This is a genomic window from Streptomyces sp. NPDC002513 (assembly GCF_053595355.1).
Window position 1 is genome coordinate 150,964 of record NZ_JBSFXK010000004.1, and the last position, 21,948, is coordinate 172,911.

A 21,948-nucleotide genomic window follows, 5' to 3' on the forward strand; every position below is an offset into this window, starting at 1 on the left:
CCCGGCACCGGCGGCCGGGCGGTCACGCCGGTGTGAGCAGGGCCGTGTGGTGGCGCTCGGCGGTGCGGGGGTGGGCCCGGAGCTTGCCCTTGAGTTCGTTGTAGCCGTACTCGGCGAACAGCGGGTTGGCCGGGTCGGCGGTGATGCCGGGCGCGGTGGAGGCGCCCGGGAACGGCAGCGGCTCGACCCGGGCGTCCAGGCGCGGGTTGTAGAAGAACGGCACGGAGAACCGCTCGGTGGCACCGGGCGGGCTGACCACACGGTGGTTGGTGGCCAGCAGATAGCCGTTGGTGGCCACCTCCAGCAGTTCGCCCAGGTTGACCACGAACGCCCCCTCCAGCGGCGGCACGTCGTGGAAGAGCCCGTCCTCGCGCTGCACCTGGAGTCCGCCGACCCGGTCCTGGAGGAGCAGGGTCAGGAAGCCGTAGTCCTTGTGCGCGCCGACGCCCTGGTCGGCGCCGTCGTCCGCGCTGCCGGGGTAGCGGACGAACTTGAGGTGGGGGTGGGCGGCGTCGCCGAAGACGGGGTCGTAGAAGTCGGGGGCCGCGCCGATCGCGGTGAGCAGTTCGTGCAGCAGCCGCCGGGCGACCCCGCTGAGCCGGTCGATCCAGGCGAGGGCCGCGGTGCGCAGCTCGGGGAGGGCCGCGGGCCACTGGTTGGGGCCCTGGAGCCACCAGTAGGGGGCCTCGCCCGGGCCGGGCGTGTGGGCGGGCCGTTCCGCGCCGATGTCGAGCTGGTCGCGCCAGTCGCGGGCACCGCCGGTGCGCTCGTCGCCGATGCGGGTGTAGCCGCGGAAGTGGGGCGAGTTGGCGTTGTCGAGGGCGAGGCGGTCCGCTTCGGGCAGCGCGAAGAAGGCCCGCATGGCGCGGAGCAGGGCCTCGGTCTCGGCCGGGGTGACACCGTGCCCGACGAGCTGGAAGAAGCCCACGTCGTGGGCGGCGCTGTGGAGCCGGGCGTGGAACAGCGCACGGTCTTCGGGGCCGCGGTCGGCCGCGGAGAGGTCGATGATCGGGAGTTGTCGCTGAGAGGACTGGTACGACGGGTCCGTCGCCGTGTGGGTCATGGGTGCGTCCGCGGGTGTACGGGGCCCGGGGCGGCCGTCGGGGGTGTGGCGGCGCCCGGGTGCCGGGTGGGAAGGGCGTAGGAGTGCGCGGAGTCGCGCAGGAAACGCAGAGAACGGGGCTGGGTCAGGCAGAGCGCTGAAACGCTGAGAACGCTAAGAACGCCGACAGCCCATGCTCGTGACGCGCACGTAGTCCACGTGCCGGCGTCGGACGAGCATCGGAAGCATGGGCCAAGGGTAACGCTCCCCGGCCGCACCTGAGGTGCCTCGTCGGTCACACTCCCGGCGCTTCCCGGGGCAGGCTCCCGGCGGCCCGGCGCCTTGGCCGTCGCGCCCGGGGCTCAGCCCAGTGCCCCCTCCAGCAGTGCCCCCCACTGGGCCACCACCCGTTCCCGGCGCCCGGCGTCGTCCGTGAGGAGGTTGGCGAGGCCCAGGCCGCGGGCCATGTCCAGCAGGCCCTGTACCGTCTCCCGCACCCCGGGCCGGGACTCGTCGGCGCCCAGCAGGTCGACCGCGATGCGGTGGGTCTCGCGGCCGACGCGGGCCTCCAGTTCCGCCACCCGCGGGCCCAACTGCTCCTCGCTGGAGGCGGCGACCCACAGATGCAGGGCGGCGCGGAACAGCGGCCCGGTGTAGAGGTCGACCAGGGCGGCGACCACCGCACGCCGGTCGGCGGCACCGCCCGGGAACAGCGTCCGTATCGCCGTCGAGCGCTCCTCGGCCATGTACTCGACGGCCGCCGTGAACAGGTCCTCGCGGGTCGGGAAGTGGTGCTGGGCGGCGCCGCGGGAGACGCCCGCGCGTTCGGCGACGACCGAGACCGTGGAGCCCGCCCAGCCGCGTTCGGCGAGACACGCCACCGCGGCTTGCAGCAGCCGCTGCCGGGTGGCCCTGCTGCGGTCCTGCTTGGGGACGCGGTCGGCCGTGCTCACACCACCCATACGGGATCCCGTCTCTCGAGGAAGGCCGTCATCCCCTCGCGGGCCTGCGGGGAGCCGAACAGCCGGGCCGAGAGCGCGGTCAGGCCGGCCGCGTCCCGGTCGAAGCTCTCCAGCACAGTAGCCGTGAGCAGCCGCTTGGTCTCGGCCAGGCCCTGGGGCGAGGCCCGGCGCAGTCCGTCGAGCACGGGCGCGAGCACCTCGTCGGCGTCGGCGCCCGAGGCCGTGAGCAGTCCGGTGCGTACGGCCTCGGCGGCGTCGAAGCGTTCGCCGGTGAGGAAGTACCGGGCCAGCGCGCGGGGGTCCGCGCGGGGCAGCAGGGACAGGGAGATCACGGCGGGCGCCACGCCGATGCGGACCTCGGTGAAGGCGAAGGTGGCGTCGGTGGAGGCGACCGCGATGTCGCAGGCGCCGAGCAGGCCGAGGCCGCCCGCCCGCACGTGCCCGGTCACCCGGGCGACGACGGGCGTGCGCAGCTCGACGATCTGCCGCAGCAGCCCGACCAGTGCGTCGGGGTGCGGCGGGTCGCGCAGGTCGGCGCCCGCGCAGAAGGTGTTGCCGGTGTGGGTGAGGACCACGGCCCGTACGTCGTGGTCCTCGCCGCAGCGGGTGAGCGCGTCCGTCAGAGCCCCGACCAGCTCGGCTGAGAGGGCGTTGCGGGTGCCGGGCGCATCGAGGGTGAGGGTGGTGATGCCCCGGTGACCGGCGGCTCGGACGGACACGGTTCCTCCTGGTGCGGACGGCTCGGTGCGGACTCATGCGCGTTCTGTCGCCGGGGTACTAGTACGACTTCGGCAGGCCGAGGCTCTGGTGGGAGACGTAGTTGAGGACCATCTCCCGGCTCACGGGTGCGATACGGGACACGCGGGCCGCCGTGATGAGCGAGGCGAGCCCGAACTCGCGGGTCAGGCCGTTGCCGCCGAGGGTGTGCACGGCCTGGTCGACGGCCCGCACACAGGCCTCCCCGGCGGCGTACTTGGCCATGTTGGCGGCCTCTCCGGCGGCGATGTCGTCCCCGGAGTCGTAGAGGAAGGCGGCCTTCTGCATCATCAGCCGGGCCAGTTCGAGGTCGATGTGCGCCTGGGCGAGGGGATGCGCGATCGCCTGGTGGGCGCCGATGGGCTGCTTCCAGACGGTGCGGTCGCGGGCGTACTCGACGGCCCGGGAGATCGCGTAGCGGCCCATGCCGATCGCGAAGGCGGCGGTCATGACGCGCTCGGGGTTGAGGCCGGCGAACAGTTGGAGCAGCCCGGCGTCCTCGTCGCCGACGAGGGCGTCGGCGGGCAGCCGCACGTCGTCCAGGGTCAGTTCGAACTGCTTCTCGGCGCTGCTCAGTTCCATGTCGATCGGGCGCCGCTGGAAGCCGGGCGTCTCGCGCGGGACGACGAACAGGCAGGGCTTGAGGTTTCCGGTGCGGGCGTCCTCGGTGCGGCCGACGATCAAGGTCGCGTCGGCGATGTCGACGCCGGAGATGAACACCTTGCGGCCGCTGAGGACCCAGTCGGTGCCGTCGCGGCGGGCCGTGGTGGTGATGCGGTGGGAGTTGGAGCCGGCGTCGGGTTCGGTGATGCCGAAGGCCATGGTGCGGGTGCCGTCCGCGAGGCCCGGCAGCCACTGGCGCTTCTGCTCGGCCGTGCCGAAGCGGGCGATCACGGTGCCGCAGATGGCGGGCGAGACGACGAGCATGAGGAGGGGGCAGCCCGCGGCCCCCAGTTCCTCCAGCACGATGGACAGTTCGGCGATGCCGCCGCCTCCGCCCCCGTACTCCTGCGGGAGGTTCGCGCCGAGGTAGCCGAGCTTCGCGGCCTCCGCCCACAGCTCGGTGGGGTGGCGGCCCTCGGCGACGACGGCGGCGAGGTAGTCGCGGCCGTAGCGCTTGCCGAGGGCGGCGACGGCGGATCGGAGTGCCTTGTGCTCTTCGGTCTCTGCGACGGGGGTCATGGGGCCTCCTCCTCGGAGGGTGGTCAGGGGGCTTGTACGACGGCGAGCAGGGTGCCGACCTCCACCTGCCGGCCGGGGGCCGCGTGGAGGGCTGTGAGCGTTCCGGTGACGGGCGCCGTGATCTTGTGTTCCATCTTCATCGCCTCCAGCCAGAGCAGGGGCTCTCCGGCCTGTACGGCCGATCCGACGGCCAGGGCCTCGGCGACGCGTACGACGGTTCCCGGCATCGGTGCGAGCAGGGAGCCGGGGGCGTGGTCGGGGGCCGCCTCCCGGAAGCGGGGCAGGGCGGTGAGGGCGGCCGGTCCGACGTACACCTGGTCGCCGTACCGGGTCACCTCGAACTTCCGCCGCACTCCGGCCACTTCGAGGACCACGAGCCGGGCGTCCGCGTGCACGACCCGCACCCCGTCCGCCGCCAGGCCGGCGCGGGTGTGCCGGTAGCGCACCTCGTGCTCCTCGCCCGCCATGAGGTACCGCTTCACCTGCTCCTGGGACGGCAGGTTCCGCCAGCCGCCGAACCGTGAGCGGCCGTGCGCGTCGGCGAGGGCGGCGGCCAGTGGCGCGTACGGGTCGGGGGCGGGCTCGGTCAGCGCGGTCAGATGGCGGTCGTAGAAGCCGGTGTCCATGCGGGCCGCCGTGAACTCCTCGTGGCGCAGGGAGCGCACGAGCAGGTCCCGGTTGGTCGCCGGGCCGTGGATCTCGGCCCGTTCCAGGGCCCCGGCGAGCCCCCGGACGGCCTCCGCGCGCGTGGGAGCGTGGACGACGGCCTTGGCGAGCATCGGGTCGTAGTGGACGCCGATCGTGTCGCCGTCCGCGTACCCCGTGTCCAGGCGCGCGCCCGGCACGGCGAGGCGGTGCAGGGTGCCGGTCTGCGGGGCCCAGCCCCGCGCCGGGTCCTCGGCGTACAGGCGGGCCTCGATCGCGTGGCCGCGCGCGCGGGGCGGCTCGCCGCCGAGGGCGGCGCCCTCCGCGACCCGGATCTGCAGCGCCACCAGGTCGATCCCGAACACCGCCTCCGTGACGGGGTGTTCCACCTGGAGCCGGGTGTTCATCTCCAGGAAGTGCGCCCGGCCGTCCGCGACCAGGAACTCCACGGTGCCCGCGCCGACGTAGTCGACGGCGCGGGCGGCGCGGGCGGCCATCGCGCTCAGGGAGTCGGCCAGTTCGGGGGCCAGGCCCGGTGCCGGGGCCTCCTCGATCACCTTCTGGTGGCGCCGCTGGAGGGAGCAGTCACGGGTGCCGAGCGTCCACACCGTTCCCTGGGTGTCGGCGAGGACCTGCACCTCGATGTGGCGTCCGCCCTCCACGTACGGCTCGACGAAGACCTCGTCGTCGCCGAAGGCGGCGCGGGCCTCGGCGCGCGCGGCGGTCAGCTCGGCGTCCAGGTCGGCCAGGTCCCGTACGACGCGCATGCCGCGTCCGCCGCCGCCGGCCGCCGCCTTGACCAGGACGGGCAGGTCGGCGGCCGTGACCGTGGCCAGGGGCTGAAGGCCCATCAGCTTCTTCGCGCGGGTCTTGGAGGCCATCGCCTCGATCGCCTCCGGCGGGGGGCCGATCCAGGTCAGGCCCGCGTCGAGCACCGCGCGGGCGAAGCCGGCGTTCTCGGACAGAAAGCCGTATCCCGGGTGCACGGCGTCGGCGCCGGCCGCGAGCGCGGCCTTCACGATCAGGTCGCCGCGCAGATACGTGTCCGCGGGCGCCGCCCCCGGCAGTCGTACCGCCGTGTCGGCCACGCGCGCGTGGAGCGCGCCGGCGTCGGCGTCCGAGTGCACGGCGACCGTGCGGATGCCCAGCTCGCGGCAGGTACGGACGATGCGGCAGGCGATCTCACCGCGGTTCGCCACCAGAACGGATTCCATCACGGGCCTCACATCCGGAAGACGCCGAATCCGCCACGCACGCCCTCGTAGGGCGCCGTGTGGATCGCGGACAGGCACAGGCCGAGCACGGTGCGGGTGTCGCGGGGGTCGATGACCCCGTCGTCGTACAGCCGCCCGGACAGGAACATCGGCAGGGACTCGGACTCGATCTGCTGCTCCACCATCGCGCGCAGGGCGGCGTCCGCGTCCTCGTCGTAGGGCCGGCCCCTCGCGGCGGCGGACTGGCGGGCGACGATCGACAGGACGCCGGCGAGCTGCTGGGGGCCCATGACGGCGGACTTCGCGCTGGGCCAGGCGAACAGGAAACGCGGGTCGTAGGCCCGTCCGCACATGCCGTAGTGCCCGGCCCCGTACGAGGCGCCCATGAGCACGGACAGGTGCGGGACCCGGCTGTTGGACACCGCGTTGATCATCATCGCGCCGTGCTTGATGATGCCGCCCTGCTCGTACTCCTTGCCGACCATGTAGCCGGTGGTGTTGTGCAGGAACAGCAGCGGGATGTCGCGCTGGTTGGCGAGCTGGACGAACTGGGCCGCCTTCTGGGACTCCTCGCTGAACAGCACCCCCTGGGCGTTGGCCAGCACCCCGACCGGATAGCCGTGCAGGGCCGCCCACCCGGTGCACAGGCTCCGGCCGTACAGCGGTTTGAACTCGTCGAAGTCCGAGCCGTCGACGATCCGGGCGATGACCTCGCGCGGGTCGAAGGGCACCTTCAGGTCGCCGGGCACGATCCCGAGGAGTTCGTCCTCGTCGTGCCGGGGAGGGAGCGCGGGACCCGGATCGGCGTACGCCTTGCGGTGGTTGAGGCGCGCGACCACCCGGCGGGCCTGGCGCAGGGCGTCCTGCTCGTCGACGGCGTAGTAGTCGGCGAGGCCCGACACGCGCGCGTGCATCTCGGCGCCGCCCAGGGACTCGTCGTCGCTCTCCTCGCCGGTGGCCATCTTCACGAGCGGGGGGCCGCCCAGGAAGACCTTGGCCCGCTCCTTCACCATGATCACGTGGTCGGACATGCCGGGGACGTAGGCGCCTCCGGCGGTGGAGTTCCCGAAGACGACGGCGACGGTGGGGATTCCGGCGGCGGACAGCCGGGTCAGATCCCGGAAGATCGCGCCGCCGGGAATGAAGATCTCCTTCTGGGAGGGCAGGTCCGCGCCCCCGGACTCCACCAGGCTGATGCAGGGCAGCCGGTTCTCCAGCGCGATGCCGTCGGCCCGCAGGGCCTTCTTCAGGCTCCACGGGTTGCTGGCGCCGCCGCGCACGGTGGGGTCGTTGGCGGTGATCAGGCACTCGACGCCCTCGACGACACCGATCCCGGTGACGAGCGAGGCGCCCACCGTGTAGTCGCTTCCCCAGGCGGCCAGCGGCGACAGCTCCAGGAAGGGCGTGTCGGGGTCGAGGAGCAGCTCGATCCGCTCACGGGCGAGGAGCTTGCCGCGTCCGCGGTGCCGCTCGACGTACTTCTCGCCGCCGCCCGCCAGCGCCTTGGCGTGTTCGGCGGCCAGCTCCGCCAGCTTGGCGAGCATGGCCTCGCGGTTGGCCCGGTACTCCGGGCCGCCCGTGTCCAGGGCCGAGGCAAGGACGGTCACAACAGGTCCTCCGGTATGTCCAGGTGACGGGCGCGCAGCCATTCGCCCAGGGCCTTGGCCTGCGGGTCGAAGCGGTGCTGTGCGGCGACGCCCTCGCCGAGGAGCCCCTCGACGACGAAGTTCAGGGCGCGCAGACGCGGCAGGACGTGCCGTACGACGGGCAGACCGGCCGTCTCCGGCAGGAGTGCGCGCAAGCGGTCCACGGTGAGCGTGTGGACGAGCCATCGCCAGGCGGCGTCCGTACGCACCCACACCCCGACGTTCGCGCTGCCGCCCTTGTCGCCGCTGCGGGCCCCGGCGACCAGCCCGAGGGGCGCCCGGCGGGTCGGACCCGGGGGCGGCGGCTCGGGCGGGGGCGGCTCCGGCACGCTGTCGAGTACGCGGGTGTCATGGGCCGCCGATATGGGGATGCGCCGGCCGTCGTGGAGTACCGCCACATGGTTGACGGCGCCATGGGGGACGTACACATCCTCGAAGACCCCATAGGGGGCGCCCTTCCCCGGCGGGGCCAGCACATGGAAGCCGGGGTAGCTGCCGAGCGCCAGTTCGACGGCCGCCCCGGTCAGCGCCCGTCCTACGGCATCCTGGTCCCGGTCCCGTACGACGAGCCGGAGCAGCGCGCTCGCCGTCTCCTCGGTCGCGGCGTCGGGGTGATCGGTGCGGGCGAGATCCCAGCGGACGTGTGCGGGCCTGGACCCGGCCGCCTCCAGGGCCGCCTCCATCTGGGCCCTCACGAGCGCGGCCTTGGCCTCGATGTCGAGCCCGGTCAGCACGAACGTGACCTCGTTGCGGAAGCCGCCGAGGCGGTTCAGACCGACCTTGAGGGTCGGGGGCGGCGCCTCCCCGCGCACGCCCTCGACCCGCACCCGGTCGGGCCCCTCCCGGGTGAGCCGGACCGTGTCGAGGCGGGCGGTGACGTCCGGGCCCGCGTACCGGGCGCCGGCCGTCTCGTACAGCAGCTGCGCGGTGACCGTGCCGACGTCGACGACACCGCCGGTGCCGTCGTGCTTGGTGATGACGCTGCTGCCGTCCTCGTGGAGTTCGGCGAGCGGGAAGCCGGGACGGCGCAGCAGTGCGGGCGGGTGCTCGGTGAAGAAGGCGTAGTTGCCGCCGGTGGCCTGCGCTCCGCACTCCAGGACGTGCCCGGCGACCACGGCGCCCGCCAGCCGGTCGTACTCCTGAGGTCCCCAGCCGAAATGGGCGACGGCGGGCCCGGTGACCAGCGCGGCGTCCGTGACGCGTCCGGTGACCACGACGTCGGCGCCCTCGCGCAGACAGGCGGCGATGCCGTGGCCGCCGAGGTAGGCGTGGGCGGCAAGGGTGCCCATGGGGATCACCCCTGGCCGAGCGGAGTCGAGACCTCGGGGGAAGGAGGCGGTCAGGTCGTCGCCCTCGACATGGGCCACCCGTGCGGGGATGCCGAGGCGGCCGGCCAGCTCCCGTACGGCGTCGGCGAGTCCGGCGGGGTTGAGGCCGCCCGCGTTCGTCACGATCCGCACCCCGCGCTCGTGGGCGAGACCGAGGCACTCCTCCAACTGGCCGAGGAACGTGCGCGCGTAGCCTCCGGCGGGGTTCTTGAGGCGGTCGCGGCCGAGGATCAGCATCGTCAGCTCGGCGAGGTAGTCGCCGGTGACGACGTCCAGCGGGCCGCCGGTGAGCATCTCGCGCAGCGCGTCGAAGCGGTCGCCGTAGAAGCCGGAGGCGTTGCCTATGCGCAGGGGTGTCACGCGGCGTCCCCCTTCGGCGGGCGTCCGGCGCCGGGCGGACCCGCGAAGGCCTGGGCGATGTCCAGCCAGCGGTCGGCGTCCGGGCCCTCGGCCCGCACCGCGAGGTCGGCGCGGTGCGCGCGTCGGGTGACCAGGAGGCAGAAGTCCAGCGCCGGGCCGGTCACCCGCTGGGCGGCGTCCTCGGGGCCGTAGGTCCACAGGTCCTTTCCGGAGGGTGCGACCAGTTCCACCCGGAACTCCTCGCGGGGTGCGCTCAACCCCCGTACCGCGTAGGCGTAGTCACGTGCCCGCACCCCGATGCGGGCCACATGCCGCAGCCGGTCGGTGGGGGCGCGCACCACACCCAGGGCCTCGGCGATGTCCTGCCCGTGCGCCCAGGTCTCCATCAGCCGGGCCGTCGCCATGGAGGCGGCGGACATGGGCGGGCCGTACCAGGGGAAGCGGGTGCCCCGTGGAGCCCGGCGCAGGGCCTGGTCGAGGGCGGTGCGTCCGCTGCGCCACTCGGCGAGCAGCCGCGCGGGCGGCAGCGCGGCGCCCTCGCGCGCGGCCTCGTCGACCCAGGTGTCGGGCGCACCGAGCGCCTTCTCCACCTCCGTCGCGAACCCTTCCGCGTCGGTGACGGACAGCAGCGCGGCGCGGTCCGTCCAGGCGAGATGCGCGATCTGGTGGGCGACGGTCCAGCCCGGGGCAGGCGTGGCGAGCGCCCAGCGGTCCTCCCCCGACTCGGCGACCAGCCGGTCGAGTTCCTCGCTCTCCCGGCCCAGATCGTCGATCACTGACGATGCGTCGGACACGATGCGCTCCCCTCCGGGGACGACGGCGTGCGGGGTGGTGCGCTGAGGAGCATGGCAGCGGGCCAGAAAACAATCAAGCGTGCTTGCATGGATTTGTTTTCCACACCCCTCCACCCGCCTGCGCGAATGCGACTACTCTGCGTGAGGGGAGGTGGTCGGCACGCGAAACCGTGAACTCGACCCGAGCGCATCGCCGTTGGACCACTTCGGCCATGAGCTGCACAGGGCACGGGAGGCAGCGGGGCTTACTGTGGCGCGGCTCGGGTCGGTCGTCTTGTGCACCGGGTCACTGATCGGCCAGATCGAAACGGCGACCCGCGGCGCAGAGATCGCGGGCACAGCGCCCGCCCGGACAGCCGGACCGCCCTCACGGCAACGGGTCGGGCGTGACCTGCCAGATGGTGACGAGTTCCGAGCGCGGCGTGATCATGTAGACGAAGAAGCCGCCGGCGACGAACGCGTGCTTCGCCCCTTCATCCGCCCCCTGATATGCCGGCCCGTGGAGATGGAGGGCCTCAGCGGCCCGAACCAGCTCGTCGGCCTTTTTCTCCACCTCGGCGACGAAGGTGGGCGGGGCGCCGGCCGCCACGGTCTCCGGGACGTACTCCCAGCGCCAGGTCACTGCGTGTACACAGCCCCGGCGGCGGCACGGTAGATGGCGCTGGCCATGGCCACATGCTCACGTGCTTCCTCTGGCGCGGTCGCGACGTGGGCGAGGTATGCGGCACGGTGGTACGCCCTCGCAGTCTCCGGGTTGCGCTCGATCTCGATCAATGTCGCCCAATGATGGAGATAGGCGTGGACGGGCCCCAGCGAACCGTGTTCCACTGCCTCCGCGAGTGCCTCGTCCTTGGCCCGATCGTAAGCCGCCAGAAACTGCGGCGCGACGACGGCGCAGGCGGCACGCAAGGCACCCGGTGTGCGCTCCGGACGGGGAATCAGCGGTCCGTCACCCGCTGTTTCGGTGTGCTGCAGACTCATGCTGCCGTTCCCTTCGTGTCCTCGGCGGACAGGCCGACTGCGCGCCGGGTGCCGGGCACGAGACCGACTCTAGTGCGCTCGCACCTCACTACGTCGCAGCAATGGTCAGGAAACGGCGGCCGGCCCCGCCATCCCTCCGCGTACGAGCAGCTCGTGCAGGTCATCGAGACGGTGTGCGTGCTCGCGGTGATCGGCATCGGCGCCTGGCCGTCCCGGGTCAGGGCCGTCAAGGGTTCACACACCTGACTGAGTCCACTACTCTGGACTTCTGAGTTCAGCACGCTGCACACATCGCGTCGAGTCCCCTGGAAGGCCCCGTGAACCCCGCCAGCGCCGCCTCCTCCTCCCCGGCCCCGGCCGCCACCGCGCCGGAGCGCGCGCCGTCGGCGCCCGGCGGGCCGCACCGCGGCGGTTCCCTCGGGCCCGTGGGGCTGGTGCTCGCCGGAGCCATCTCCGTTCAGTTCGGCGGGGCGCTCGCGGTGACCCTGATGCCGCGGGCCGGTGCGCTCGGCGTGGTCACCCTGCGGCTGGTCGTGGCGGCCGTCGTACTGCTCCTGGTCTGCCGGCCCCGGCTGCGCGGGCACTCGCGCGCCGACTGGGGCACGGTGGTCGTCTTCGGCATCACCATGGCCGCGATGAACGGCCTCTTCTACCAGGCGGTGGACCGCATCCCGCTGGGCCTCGCGGTGACGCTGGAGGTCCTCGGCCCGCTGGCCCTGTCCGTGGTCGCCTCCCGCCGCGTGGTGAACCTTCTCTGGGCGGGCCTCGCCCTGGCCGGCGTCTTCCTGCTGGGCGGCGGCAATTTCGGCGACCTCAACACGGCGGGGGTCGGCTTCGCCCTCGGGGCGGGTGCGATGTGGGCGGGGTACATCGTCTTCAGCGCCCGTACCGGACGGCGTTTCCCCCAGGCCGACGGGCTGGCGCTGGCGATGGGGGTCGCCGCGCTGCTGTTCATGCCGCTGGGGATCGTCGAGTCGGGCACGAAACTGCTCGTACCGACGACCCTCGGACTGGGCGCGGGCGTGGCGGTGCTCTCCTCGGTGCTGCCCTACACCCTGGAGCTCCTCGCCCTGCGCCGGCTGCCCGCCTCCACCTTCGCGATCCTGATGAGCCTGGAGCCGGCGCTCGCAGCGACCGCCGGTTTCCTGATCCTCGGCCAGTCCCTGACCGCGCCCCAGGCAGCGGCGATCGCCCTGGTCATCGCGGCGAGCATGGGCGCGGTCCGGACCCAGACCCGTCGCGCCGCACCCCGGGCCGAGGCCGAGGCCTGACCGGCCCTACCGGTAGGACATGTCTCCCCGTCGTGCTGGGCGAGGTAGAGCCGCAGGCCCTCGGGCAGATACGCCAGGTACCGCCTGAGCCCGGGCAGCGGGCGCAGCAGGACCAGGCCCGCTCCGACCGGACGCCCGCCGTCGTCCTCGAACCAGCCGAGGCTCTCCGCCCGCCAGCCCGGTTTCACCTCGCCCCAGGACGGCATCTGCAGAGGACTGGCCGACGGGCGCGCGGCGACGAAGGCCAGGTGTTCCTCGCGGGAGATCGGGCGGACGCGAAGGGGCATGCGGGGCTCCTCGGTGGGGGACACGGCACCGGCAGAGGCACAGACACCGGTACCGGTACCGGCGTGGACACCGGCCCGAGCACAGGCACGGGCCCGCTCCTCGATCCTCCCGGACACCCGCCGGGTCCTCATCCCGGCCAGGGGGATTTCACTGCGCTGGGCGTCACCCCTCGGTCCGGTCCAGCCCTTCCGCCAAAACCTCCGCCAGATGCCGCGCCCTGCGGCCCGCCAGGTGCGCGAGCTGGGTGCGGCAGGAGAAGCCGTCCGCGAGGACGACCGCGTTCCCGGGCGCCGACCGCACCGCCGGGAGCACCTGCTCCTCCGCGCAGGCCGTCGAGACCTCGTAGTGGCCCTTCACGAAGCCGAAGTCGCCGGCCAGTCCGCAGCAGCCGCCGCTCAGCTCCCCGGTCAGGCCGGCCGCAGCGCGCAGCCGGCGGTCGGCCGCGTCGCCCAGGACGGCGTGCTGGTGACAGTGGGTCTGGCCGGCCACCGGGCCGTCCAGCGACGGGGGTGTCCAGTCGGGCGCGTACTGTTCCAGGGCTTCCGCGAACGTCACGACCGCCGCCGCCAGCCGGGCCGCACGGGGGTCGCCGTGCAGCAGTTCCGGCAGGTCGGTGCGGAGGGCGGCGGCGCAGCTCGGTTCGAGGACGACCACCGGGAGGCCGGCCGCCAGGACCGGTTCCATCAGGCCGAGGGTGCGGCGCAGGACGGCGCGGGCACGGTCGAGCTGGCCCGTGGAGACGTAGGTCAGACCGCAGCAGACCCGGCCGCGCGGGGCCCGCCGGCCCCGCACCGCCGGTGGCGGGAGCACCCGCAGGCCCGCCGCCTCCAGCACCCGTACGGCCGCCTTGCCGACGGACGGCGACAGATGCTCGGTGAAGGTGTCCGGCCACAGGACGACCCGGGTGCCGGGGGGCGTCGCGGCCCCCGCCCGCTGCCGCCGCGCCGCCTCCCGCCGCCACCACCGGCTGAACGTCTCCCGTGCCAGGTGCGGCAGCCCCCGCTCAGGCGCGATCCCCGCCAGCCGCTTGGCGAGCGCGGCGGCCGGGGTCAGGGCGGCGAGCGCGTTGACGACCGGCGCCGTGCGGGTGCGGGCGACGGCCCGCAGCCACACCGGCAGCCACCCCATCGCGTAGTGCGCGGCCGGTCTGCGCCGGCCCGCGTAGTGGTGGTGCAGGAACTCCGCCTTGTAGGTGGCCATGTCGACGCCGACGGGGCAGTCCGTGCGGCAGCCCTTGCAGGACAGGCACAGATCCAGGGCGTCCCGTACCTCCGTCGACCGCCAGCCGTCGGTGATCACCTCGCCCGCCAGCATCTCGTGCAGCAGCCGGGCGCGTCCGCGGGTGGAGTGCTCCTCCTCGCCGGTCGCACGGAACGAGGGGCACATCACGTCCGCGCCGGACACCGTCGTCGTACGGCACTTGGCGACGCCCACACAGCGCCGGACCGCCGCGGAGAAGTCGCCGCCGTCCGCCGGGTAGCCGAAGGAGACGTCCACCGGCTCGCGGGGCAGCACCGCGAACCTCAGGCCCGCGTCCAGCGGGGCCGGGCGGACCAGCATCCCGGGGTTGAGCAGGTCGTCCGGGTCCCAGAGGCCCTTGGCCCGCTCGAACAGGGCGACGAGGTCCGGTCCGTACATCGTCGGCAGCAGTTCCGCGCGGGCCTGCCCGTCGCCGTGCTCCCCGGAGAGCGAACCGCCGTGGGAGACGACCAGGGCGGCGGCCTCCTCGGAGAAACGGCGGAAGCGGGCGACGCCCGCCGGGGAGAGCAGGTCGAAGTCGATGCGGACGTGGATGCAGCCGTCCCCGAAGTGCCCGTACGGCACCCCGTGCAGGCCGTGCTCGGCCAGCAGGCGCCGGAAGTCCCGGAGGTACTCCCCCAGTCGGGCCGGGGGCACCGCGCAGTCCTCCCAGCCCGGCCATGCCTCCCGGCCGTCCGGGGTGCGGGTCGCCGTACCCGCCGCGTCCTCGCGCAGCCGCCACAGCGCGCGCTGTCCGGCCGGGTCGGTGACCACCATGGCGTCCGTGACGTCCGCCGCCCGCACGATCGTCTCCGCACGCGCGCGTGCCTGAGCCCCGCTCGCGCCGCCCGTCTCCACGAACAGCCAGGCTCCGCCGCGCGGCAGCCCCGCCGACGCCGGCAGAAGGTCGGCGGCCATGCCCTCCACGGTCAGCGGGGCCCACGGCAGCAGTCCGGCCGCCGCCTGGGCCGCCGCGCTCTCGTCCGGGTACGCCAGTACGGCCAGGGCCTGCGCGCGCGGCGCCTCGACGAGGTCCACGACCGCCTCCGTCACCACGCCGAGGGTGCCCTCGGAGCCGCAGAACGAGCGGGCCACGTCCACGCCGTTCTCGGGGAGCAGCGCGTCCAGCGCGTACCCGGAGATGCGACGCGGCAGGACCGGGTAGCCGGTGCGCAGCAGCGCCAACTCGCCGCCGGCCAGGGCGAGCAGGCCTTCGGGGGCGCCGTGTCCGCCGCGGCCCAGGGTGAGGGCCTCGCCCCGCGCGGTGAGCACCGACAGCTCGCGTACGGTGTCCGCCGTGGTGCCCCAGGCCACGGAGTGGGAGCCGCACGCGTTGTTGCCGATCATGCCGCCGAGGGTGCAGCGGGCGTGGGTGGAGGGGTCCGGGCCGAAGCGCAACCCGTGCGGGGCGGCGGCCTCCTGGAGCCGGTCGAGGACGACGCCGGGCCGGACCACCGCCGTGCGCGCCTCGGGGTCCAGGGACACGATCCCGTTCATGAACCGGGTGAAGTCGAGCACCACGCCCGTGCCCGTCGCCTGCCCGGCGATCGACGTGCCGCCGCCGCGGGGGACCACCGGCACGGCGTGCGCGCGGCACACGCTCAGTACGGCCGCCACGTCGTCCGCGTCCTTGGGGGCGACCACGCCGAGCGGCACGCGCCGGTAGTTGGACGCGTCCATGGTGTGCAGCGCCCGCGCCGTCGTACGGAAGTCGACGGCACCGCGCACCGCGGCGCTCAGTTCCGCGTGCAGCGCGCCGGCGTCCGCGCCCGTGGTCCCCGGCCGCCGTTCCTCGGGATCCGTCATGTTCCCAGGATGACTCGAAGTCGATGGCGATGGTCCCGACGGGACCGACCGGGCAGGTCAGCGTCTCTCCTGAAGGGTCGCTCGCGACGCGCACGGTCGCCCCGGCCAACGCCCTCGGACTGCGAGCGTACGCCGGGCGGGTGACCCCGGCCCGCCGAAGCGAGACCGGCATGACGTTCCGTACGCCCGCGTGACGACGACGCGGGGAACCGCTCCCCCGCTTGCCCCCGCATTGACTGTCCTTTGGTGCAGAGTCAAACGGAATACGTCCATTCCGACCAGCAACTCACCTATAGTGACGCGCAGTTGCGCAACAAGGGCCGCCCTCACCCGTCGGCCCCGCGCACCGCACCCGCCCTGGACCTGACCGAGGCCACCGAGGACGCCATCCATGACCGCCCCCACACCGTCAGGCGAACGACCCGCGCTCCGTGCCGCCGCCCCCGCCCCGCTGGCCACCGCCGTGATCGCGGGCCTCGCCGTCGCCGCCGCGGTCCTGACGGCACCGAAGGCGGTCCGCGTCCCCCTCGCCTGGGGCGGCGGCGCCGCGGCGCTGGTACTGTGCGCGGCCGTCGCCCTCGCCGCCCACGGCCTGCGCTCGGCCCGGCTGACCCGCCGCCGTCTGGACACCGTGACCCAGGACGCGGCCCGGCTGCTCCAGGAACGCGCCCGGCTCGCCGAGGACTTCAGCCAGGAGAGGGCCCGGCTGACGGACGGCTTCATCGAGGAACGCGTGCGGCTCACCGAGGAGTTCGAGCGGGAGCGGGGCCGGCTCGCCGAGGAGTCGGAACGGGAGCGGGTCCGCCGGGCCGACGCCTCCGAACGGGAACGCGCCTCGCTCACCGACGAGTTCGACCGCGAGCGCGACCGGCTCACCGCCGACCTCGCGCGGCTCACCGCGGAGAACACCCGTCTGGCCCGGAGCCTGCGCCAGGCGGCGAACGCCCGGGACGCCGCCGTCTCCGTCACCGCCAACGCCGCCGGCCGCATGCAGGCCCTGGCCACCGGCACGCTCGCCGACCTGCGCGCGATGGAGGAGAGGCACAGCGACGAGGACGTCCTCGCCGACCTGCTCCACCTCGACCACCGCACCGCGCAGACGGGCCGCCTCGCCGACTCCGTCGCCGTCCTCACCGGCGCCCGCTCCGGCCGCCGCTGGGCACGCCCCATCGTCATGGAGTCGATCCTGCGCGGCGCGATGGGCCGCATCAGCGGATACCAGCGTGTCCGCGTCCACTCCTCCAGCGAGGCCGCGGTCGCCGGGCACGCCGCCGAGGGCGTGATGCACGCCCTCGCCGAACTCCTCGACAACGCCGCGAACTTCTCGCCGCCGACCGCCGAGGTCCATGTCTACGTCGAGGAGGTGCCCTCCGGGGTCATCGTCTCCGTGGAGGACGCGGGCCTGGTCATGAGCGACGTGCAGCTACGCCGCGCCGAACGCGCGGTCTCCGGCGACGTCACCGACCTGAGCGGGCTCACCGGCACCCGGCTCGGCCTCGCGGTCGTCGGCCGGCTCGCCCGCAAGCACGGCCTGAAGGTCTCCTTCCGGCCGTCGGCGCGGGGCGGCACCGGCGTGCTGATGCTGATCCCGCAGGACATCCTGTCCCAGCCGACGCCGACGCCGGCCACAGAGCCCGGCGCTACCCCGGCCACGGAGCCCGGCGCTACCCCGGCCGCGGAGCCCGGTGGGACCCCGGCCGCCCGCCCGGCGGTCGCCCGGCCGGCGGGGACCGCCCCGGACACCGTGGCCGCGCCCGCGTCGGCCGCCCCCTGGCACCGGCCCTCCTACGCCGCCGCCCGCGCCGCCGAGGACCTCGACCCCGACCCGGTTCCCACCCACGAGTCGCCCCGTCCGGGCACGGCGGGGACCGGAGGACTGCCCCGGCGCCGTCGCGGCCACGCCCTCGCGGCGGCCGAGCGCACCCACCCCGCCGCCCCCGCCGAAAGCGAGCCGCGCACCCCCGACGACGCCAGGTCCCTGGCCGCCCGCTTCGGCGGTTTCCGCCAGGCGGTACGCGGCGCCGTACCGGACCAGGCCGCGGTCCGGGACACGACGGCGGAACCCGACGCCGCACCGGAGACGGCGCCCGGACATCCCGTACGGAAGGCCACTTCGGCAAACGCTGTCCGGGGCAACGAGCGCGTGAGGGCTGTTGGCGAAACATCGGCCGTGCATGGCGTGGAGGAGACGGCATCCGGAAACCCTGTACGCGAGACATCCGGCCCCCCGGCACCCGACACCGCAGCCCGCCCCTCCGCAGCTCACGACTCCGCGCACGCCACCCCAGCCGCTCCCCTGCTCCGCCCCGCCCCGCACGAACCGGCCGTACGCCGGACACCGGCTCCCGGTCCCCTGCCGGAGGCCGCCGCCACCCCCTCGCACCCGGAAGGCAACTCCCCTTCATGACCGGCATCACGACCGCCGACGAGAAGCTCACCTGGCTCATCGAGGGCCTGCTGGAGCGCACCCCCGGCGCCCGGCACGCCCTGGTGCTGTCCCGGGACGGGCTGAAGCTGTGCCGCACTCCGGAGCTGTCCGTCGACCAGGCCGACCAACTGGCCGCGATCTCCGCCGGCATCCAGTCGCTGTCCCACGGCGCGTCCGTGGAGTTCGGCGACGGAAGCGGCGGGGTGCGCTCGGCGATGGCCGAGTTCTACGGCGGGGTCCTGTTCATCGTGGAGGCGGGCCACGGCGCGCACCTCGCCCTGGTCACCGACGAGGACGCGGACGCGGGACTCGTCGGTCACCACATGAGCGAACTCGTGGAACAGCTCGGCGAGCACCTGACCGCGCAGCCGCGTACGTCATGAGCCGCCCCGGCAGGGACGACGCACCGGACCGGCTGTACACCCTCACGCAAGGGCGCAGCCGGTCCGACCCGGCAGCCCGGTTCGACCTGGTGACGCTCGTGGTCGCCGAGTGCGATCCGGTGCCGGGCATGCAGTCGGAACACGCCGCCATCCTGCGGATGTGCGACCGGCCGACGGCGGTCGTGGAGATCGCCGCCGAGCTGCGGCTACCGGTGAGCATCACGAAGATCCTGCTCTCCGACCTCCTGGCGGCGGGCCGCGTCAGCGCCCGCCATCCCCGCACCGCCGCACTCCCCGAACCCGACGTCCTGGAACAGGTGCTCGTTGGACTCCGCAACCTCTGACACCCGCACTCCGCTGGGTGCACAGGCCGACAACGGCCTGAAGATCGTGGTCGTCGGCGGCCTCGGCGTCGGCAAGACGACCCTGGTCCGCTCGGTGAGCGAGATCCGCCCGCTCAGCACCGAGGAGACCATGACCCAGGCCGGCGCGACGGTCGACGACGTGAGCGGGGTCCGGGACAAGTCCGCGACCACCGTCGCCTTCGACTTCGGCCGGATCACGCTGGACGCCCGCAATGTGCTGTACCTGTTCGGGGCGCCCGGGCAGGAGCGGTTCTGGTTCCTGTGGGACCGGCTCTTCGCCGGCACCCTGGGCGCGGTGGTCCTCCTCGACACCCGGCGCATCGACGACTCCTGGTACGCCATCGACCGCCTGGAACGCCACGGGATGCCGTTCATCGTGGCCTGCAACGACTTCGGCGGCCCCCGGTACACGCCCGCCGAGGTCCGCGCCGCCCTCGACCTCGCCCCGCACATCCCGCTCGTCGACTGCGACGCGCGCTCCCGGGAGTCCGGCAAGCAGGTCCTGATCACGCTCGTCGAACACGTGCGGCGGTTCGGCGCCGGCCTCGTCCCCACCGCCGAACAGGAGCTGGTGTGACCCCCGCCCCCGTGCCCCTGAGCGGGCCCCGTTTCCAGACCGAACCCGCCGCGCTGTACCGGGAGATGCGGCGCGAGCACGGCGCCGTGACCCCGGTCGTCCTCGACGGCGGCATACCGGCGTGGCTGGTGCTCGGCTACCGCGAGCTGCACCAGGTCACCGGCGACCCGGTGCTGTTCAGCCGGGACTCCGAGCTGTGGAACCAGTGGGACGGCATCCCCGAGGACTGGCCACTGCTGCCGATGATCGGCCGCAGGCAGCCGTCGATCCTCTACACCGTCGGCGCACGCCACCGCGCACGCGCCGCGATGATCAGCGACGCGCTGGAGGCCGTCGACCCCTTCGAACTGCGCGGCCACGCCGAACGGTTCGCGGACGAGCTGATCGACACCGTGTGCGGCAGGGGCGCGGCGGACCTGATCGCCGACTACGCGATGCTGCTGCCCGTGCGCGTCCTCGCGGTCCTCTACGGCTTCGCGGAGGAGCAGGGCCCGGGACTCGTCACCGCCCTCAACGACATGATCGACGGGCGGGAGCGGGCGATCACGGGCCAGCGGCATCTGGCCGGCTCCATGACCGAACTGCTGGCCGCCCGGAAGGCGAGCCCGGCCGACGACGTGGTCTCCCGGATGCTCGCCGACGAAAGCGGCTTCACCGACGAGGAGATCACCCAGGACCTGATGGTGATGATGGCGGCGGGCCATCAGCCGACCGCGGACTGGATCGGCAACTCGCTGCGGCTGATGCTCACCGACGACCGTTTCGCCGCCTCCCTCTTCGGCGGCCGCAACAGCGTCGCCGAGGCCATGAACGAGGTGCTGTGGGAGGACACCCCCAACCAGAACGTGGCGGGCCGCTGGGCCTCCCGTGACACCCGGCTGGGCGGCCGGCACATCCGGGCCGGCGATCTGCTGCTGCTCGGCCTCCAGGGCGCCAACAGCGATCCGCAGGTGCGCACCGACGGCTCCGCGCTGACCGGTGGCAACCACGCGCACTTCTCCTTCGGGCACGGCGAACACCGCTGCCCGTTCCCCGCGCAGGAGGTGGCGGAGATCATCGCGAGGACGGCCATCGAGGTGGTCCTGGACCGGCTTCCGGACATCGATCTGGCCGTACCCGCCGAGGAGTTGACGCGCCGTCCGTCGCCGTGGCTGCGAGGGCTCACGGCACTGCCGGTGAGCTTCACCCCCACCCGTTCTCCAGGAGGCGCTTCCGCATGACCACTGCCGGCATCCCCCGTATCGCGCTGGACCCCTTCGTCCGCGACCTCGACGCCGAGAGCGCGCGGCTCCGCACGGCGGGACCGCTCGCCGCCGTGGAGCTGCCCGGCGGGGTTCCCGTGTGGGCGGTCACGCACCACGCCGAGGCCCGGCAGCTCCTGACGGACCCCCGGCTGGTCAAGGACATCACCGTCTGGGGTGCCTGGCAGCGCGGCGAGATCGCCCCCGACTGGCCGTTGATCGGGCTCGCCAACCCGGGCCGCTCCATGCTCACCGTGGACGGGGCCGACCACCGGCGGCTGCGCACACTGGTCGCCCAGGCGCTGACGCCACGGCGGGTGGAGGAGATGCGGGAGCGGATCACCCGGCTGACCGAGGGCCTGCTGGACCGGCTGCCCACGGACGGTGGTGTGGTCGACCTCAAGGCGGAGTTCGCGTATCCGCTGCCCATGTACGTCATAGCGGAGCTGATGGGCATCGAGGAGTCCCGGCTGCCGCGCCTTCAGGAGCTGTTCGAGAAGTTCTTCTCGACGCAGACCCCGCCCGCGGAGGTGGTCGCGACGCTCACCGAACTGGCGGGGATCATGACGGACACCGTGGCGGCGAAGCGCGCCGAGCCCGGCGAGGACCTCACCTCCGCCCTCGTCCAGGCCTCCGAGGGCGGCGACCGCCTCACCGACGAGGAGATCGTCTCCACTCTTCAGCTGATGGTGGCGGCGGGACACGAGACGACGATCTCGCTGATCGTCAACGCGGTGGTCAATCTGTCGGCCCATCCGGACCAGCGCGCGCTGGTCCTCGCGGGTGAGGCGGACTGGTCGGCGGTGGTCGAGGAGACCCTGCGCTATTCCACCCCCACCTCCCACGTCCTGATCCGGTTCGCCACCGAGGACGTGCCGGTCGGCGACCGGGTCATCCCCGCGGGGGACGCCCTGATCGTGTCGCACGGCGCGATCGGCCGGGACGAGAAGGCGCACGGCCCGACCGCGGGCGTCTTCGACATCACCCGGGGAACAAAGAACCGGCACATCGCCTTCGGTCACGGCCCGCATGTGTGCCCCGGGGCGGCCCTGTCCCGCCTGGAGGCCGGGGTGGCGCTGCCCGCGCTGTACGCCCGCTTCCCCGGCCTGGACCTGGCGGTCCCGGCGGGCGACCTGCGCAACAAGCCGGTGGTGACGCAGAACGACCTCTTCGCGCTGCCGGTGCGGCTGACCTCGTAGGACGGCGCGGGAACGGCAGGGGAACGACACGGGGTCGCGCGGTTTTCCCGGCGGCCGGTCCGCACGATTCCCGGCGGCGGGTCCGCACGGACTCCCGGCGGCCGGTCCGCACGATCCCCAGCCGCCGGTCCACGCGGACTCCCGGCCACGGACCGCACGATCCCAGGCCGCCGGTCCGCACGGACTCCCGGCGGCGCGTCCGCACCATTCCCGGCGGCGGGCCCGCACGATCCCCAGCCAC

At 73.8% G+C, this 21,948-nt stretch carries 18 protein-coding genes and 2 pseudogenes; 8 read left to right on the forward strand and 12 right to left on the reverse strand.

Features of this window, described 5'->3' with window-relative positions; all coding sequences use genetic code 11:
* Window positions 1-22: 22 nt before the first annotated feature.
* From ACWD5Q_RS04740 to ACWD5Q_RS04775, 8 genes are all read right to left on the reverse strand, one after another.
* On the reverse strand, window positions 23-1,063 hold the full coding sequence (locus tag ACWD5Q_RS04740) for an isopenicillin N synthase family dioxygenase (protein WP_451425554.1): 1,041 nt from the start codon (window positions 1,061-1,063) through the stop codon (window positions 23-25).
* Window positions 1,064-1,404: 341 nt separating this feature from the next.
* Window positions 1,405-2,004, reverse strand: coding sequence for a TetR/AcrR family transcriptional regulator (locus ACWD5Q_RS04745; protein ID WP_451425555.1), 600 nt, complete (start codon window positions 2,002-2,004; stop codon window positions 1,405-1,407).
* Window positions 1,992-2,723: an enoyl-CoA hydratase family protein gene (locus ACWD5Q_RS04750; protein ID WP_451425556.1), complete on the reverse strand. Its 732-nt coding sequence runs from the start codon at window positions 2,721-2,723 to the stop codon at window positions 1,992-1,994. The genes ACWD5Q_RS04745 and ACWD5Q_RS04750 overlap by 13 nt, the downstream gene beginning before the upstream one ends.
* A 58-nt stretch (window positions 2,724-2,781) precedes the next feature.
* Window positions 2,782-3,942 (reverse strand): acyl-CoA dehydrogenase family protein, encoded by a 1,161-nt coding sequence (locus ACWD5Q_RS04755; protein WP_451425557.1) that lies wholly within the window; start codon window positions 3,940-3,942, stop codon window positions 2,782-2,784.
* 23 nt (window positions 3,943-3,965) lie between these two features.
* Window positions 3,966-5,804, reverse strand: coding sequence for an ATP-binding protein (locus tag ACWD5Q_RS04760; protein WP_451425558.1), 1,839 nt, complete (start codon window positions 5,802-5,804; stop codon window positions 3,966-3,968).
* Between the two features lie 5 nt (window positions 5,805-5,809).
* Window positions 5,810-7,408 (reverse strand): acyl-CoA carboxylase subunit beta, encoded by a 1,599-nt coding sequence (locus ACWD5Q_RS04765; RefSeq protein WP_451425559.1) that lies wholly within the window; start codon window positions 7,406-7,408, stop codon window positions 5,810-5,812.
* Complete coding sequence (locus tag ACWD5Q_RS04770; protein ID WP_451425560.1) at window positions 7,405-9,135, reverse strand: acyclic terpene utilization AtuA family protein; 1,731 nt, start codon at window positions 9,133-9,135, stop codon at window positions 7,405-7,407. Before ACWD5Q_RS04770 ends, ACWD5Q_RS04765 begins: the two co-directional genes overlap by 4 nt.
* Window positions 9,132-9,929 carry a TIGR03084 family metal-binding protein gene (locus tag ACWD5Q_RS04775; protein WP_451425561.1) on the reverse strand — a complete coding sequence of 266 codons (798 nt, stop codon included), beginning with the start codon at window positions 9,927-9,929 and terminating at the stop codon, window positions 9,132-9,134. Before ACWD5Q_RS04775 ends, ACWD5Q_RS04770 begins: the two co-directional genes overlap by 4 nt.
* A 151-nt stretch (window positions 9,930-10,080) precedes the next feature.
* On the opposite strand from ACWD5Q_RS04775, the pseudogene ACWD5Q_RS04780 reads away from it, so the two are divergent.
* A pseudogene (locus ACWD5Q_RS04780) lies at window positions 10,081-10,248 on the forward strand (helix-turn-helix domain-containing protein); the annotation flags it as partial.
* Between the two features lie 48 nt (window positions 10,249-10,296).
* Here the strand turns inward: ACWD5Q_RS04780 and ACWD5Q_RS04785 are convergent.
* Window positions 10,297-10,551 carry a hypothetical protein gene (locus tag ACWD5Q_RS04785; RefSeq protein ID WP_451425562.1) on the reverse strand — a complete coding sequence of 85 codons (255 nt, stop codon included), beginning with the start codon at window positions 10,549-10,551 and terminating at the stop codon, window positions 10,297-10,299.
* The gene (locus tag ACWD5Q_RS04790; RefSeq protein ID WP_451425563.1) at window positions 10,548-10,910 is read right to left on the reverse strand and encodes a DUF6247 family protein; all 363 of its coding nucleotides are present in this window, start codon (window positions 10,908-10,910) and stop codon (window positions 10,548-10,550) included. Before ACWD5Q_RS04790 ends, ACWD5Q_RS04785 begins: the two co-directional genes overlap by 4 nt.
* 317 nt (window positions 10,911-11,227) lie before the next feature.
* Here ACWD5Q_RS04790 and ACWD5Q_RS04795 point away from each other — a divergent pair, with 317 nt between their 5' ends.
* Entirely contained in the window at window positions 11,228-12,181 is a 954-nt protein-coding gene (locus ACWD5Q_RS04795) for an EamA family transporter (protein ID WP_451425564.1), read from the forward strand.
* A 56-nt stretch (window positions 12,182-12,237) separates the two neighbouring features.
* Here the strand turns inward: ACWD5Q_RS04795 and ACWD5Q_RS04800 are convergent.
* Together ACWD5Q_RS04800 and ACWD5Q_RS04805 are read right to left on the reverse strand one after the other, a co-directional pair.
* A pseudogene (locus ACWD5Q_RS04800) lies at window positions 12,238-12,468 on the reverse strand (peptidoglycan bridge formation protein FemAB); the annotation flags it as partial.
* Window positions 12,469-12,631: 163 nt separating this feature from the next.
* Window positions 12,632-15,514 (reverse strand): FAD-binding and (Fe-S)-binding domain-containing protein, encoded by a 2,883-nt coding sequence (locus tag ACWD5Q_RS04805; protein WP_451425565.1) that lies wholly within the window; start codon window positions 15,512-15,514, stop codon window positions 12,632-12,634.
* A gap of 391 nt (window positions 15,515-15,905) precedes the next feature.
* On the opposite strand from ACWD5Q_RS04805, the gene ACWD5Q_RS04810 reads away from it, so the two are divergent.
* The 6 genes from ACWD5Q_RS04810 to ACWD5Q_RS04835 are packed head-to-tail and all read left to right on the forward strand — an operon-like array spanning window position 15,906 to window position 21,707.
* Window positions 15,906-17,921 carry an ATP-binding protein gene (locus ACWD5Q_RS04810; RefSeq protein ID WP_451425566.1) on the forward strand — a complete coding sequence of 672 codons (2,016 nt, stop codon included), beginning with the start codon at window positions 15,906-15,908 and terminating at the stop codon, window positions 17,919-17,921.
* Window positions 17,918-18,325, forward strand: coding sequence for a roadblock/LC7 domain-containing protein (locus ACWD5Q_RS04815; RefSeq protein ID WP_451425567.1), 408 nt, complete (start codon window positions 17,918-17,920; stop codon window positions 18,323-18,325). The genes ACWD5Q_RS04810 and ACWD5Q_RS04815 overlap by 4 nt, the downstream gene beginning before the upstream one ends.
* A complete protein-coding gene (locus ACWD5Q_RS04820; RefSeq protein WP_451425568.1) occupies window positions 18,322-18,669 on the forward strand; it encodes a DUF742 domain-containing protein in 348 nt (115 codons plus the stop codon). The genes ACWD5Q_RS04815 and ACWD5Q_RS04820 overlap by 4 nt, the downstream gene beginning before the upstream one ends.
* The gene (locus ACWD5Q_RS04825) at window positions 18,650-19,267 is read left to right on the forward strand and encodes a GTP-binding protein (protein ID WP_451425569.1); all 618 of its coding nucleotides are present in this window, start codon (window positions 18,650-18,652) and stop codon (window positions 19,265-19,267) included. Before ACWD5Q_RS04820 ends, ACWD5Q_RS04825 begins: the two co-directional genes overlap by 20 nt.
* The gene (locus ACWD5Q_RS04830; RefSeq protein WP_451425570.1) at window positions 19,264-20,487 is read left to right on the forward strand and encodes a cytochrome P450; all 1,224 of its coding nucleotides are present in this window, start codon (window positions 19,264-19,266) and stop codon (window positions 20,485-20,487) included. The genes ACWD5Q_RS04825 and ACWD5Q_RS04830 overlap by 4 nt, the downstream gene beginning before the upstream one ends.
* The gene (locus ACWD5Q_RS04835) at window positions 20,484-21,707 is read left to right on the forward strand and encodes a cytochrome P450 family protein (RefSeq protein ID WP_451425571.1); all 1,224 of its coding nucleotides are present in this window, start codon (window positions 20,484-20,486) and stop codon (window positions 21,705-21,707) included. Before ACWD5Q_RS04830 ends, ACWD5Q_RS04835 begins: the two co-directional genes overlap by 4 nt.
* Window positions 21,708-21,948 lie beyond the last annotated feature (241 nt).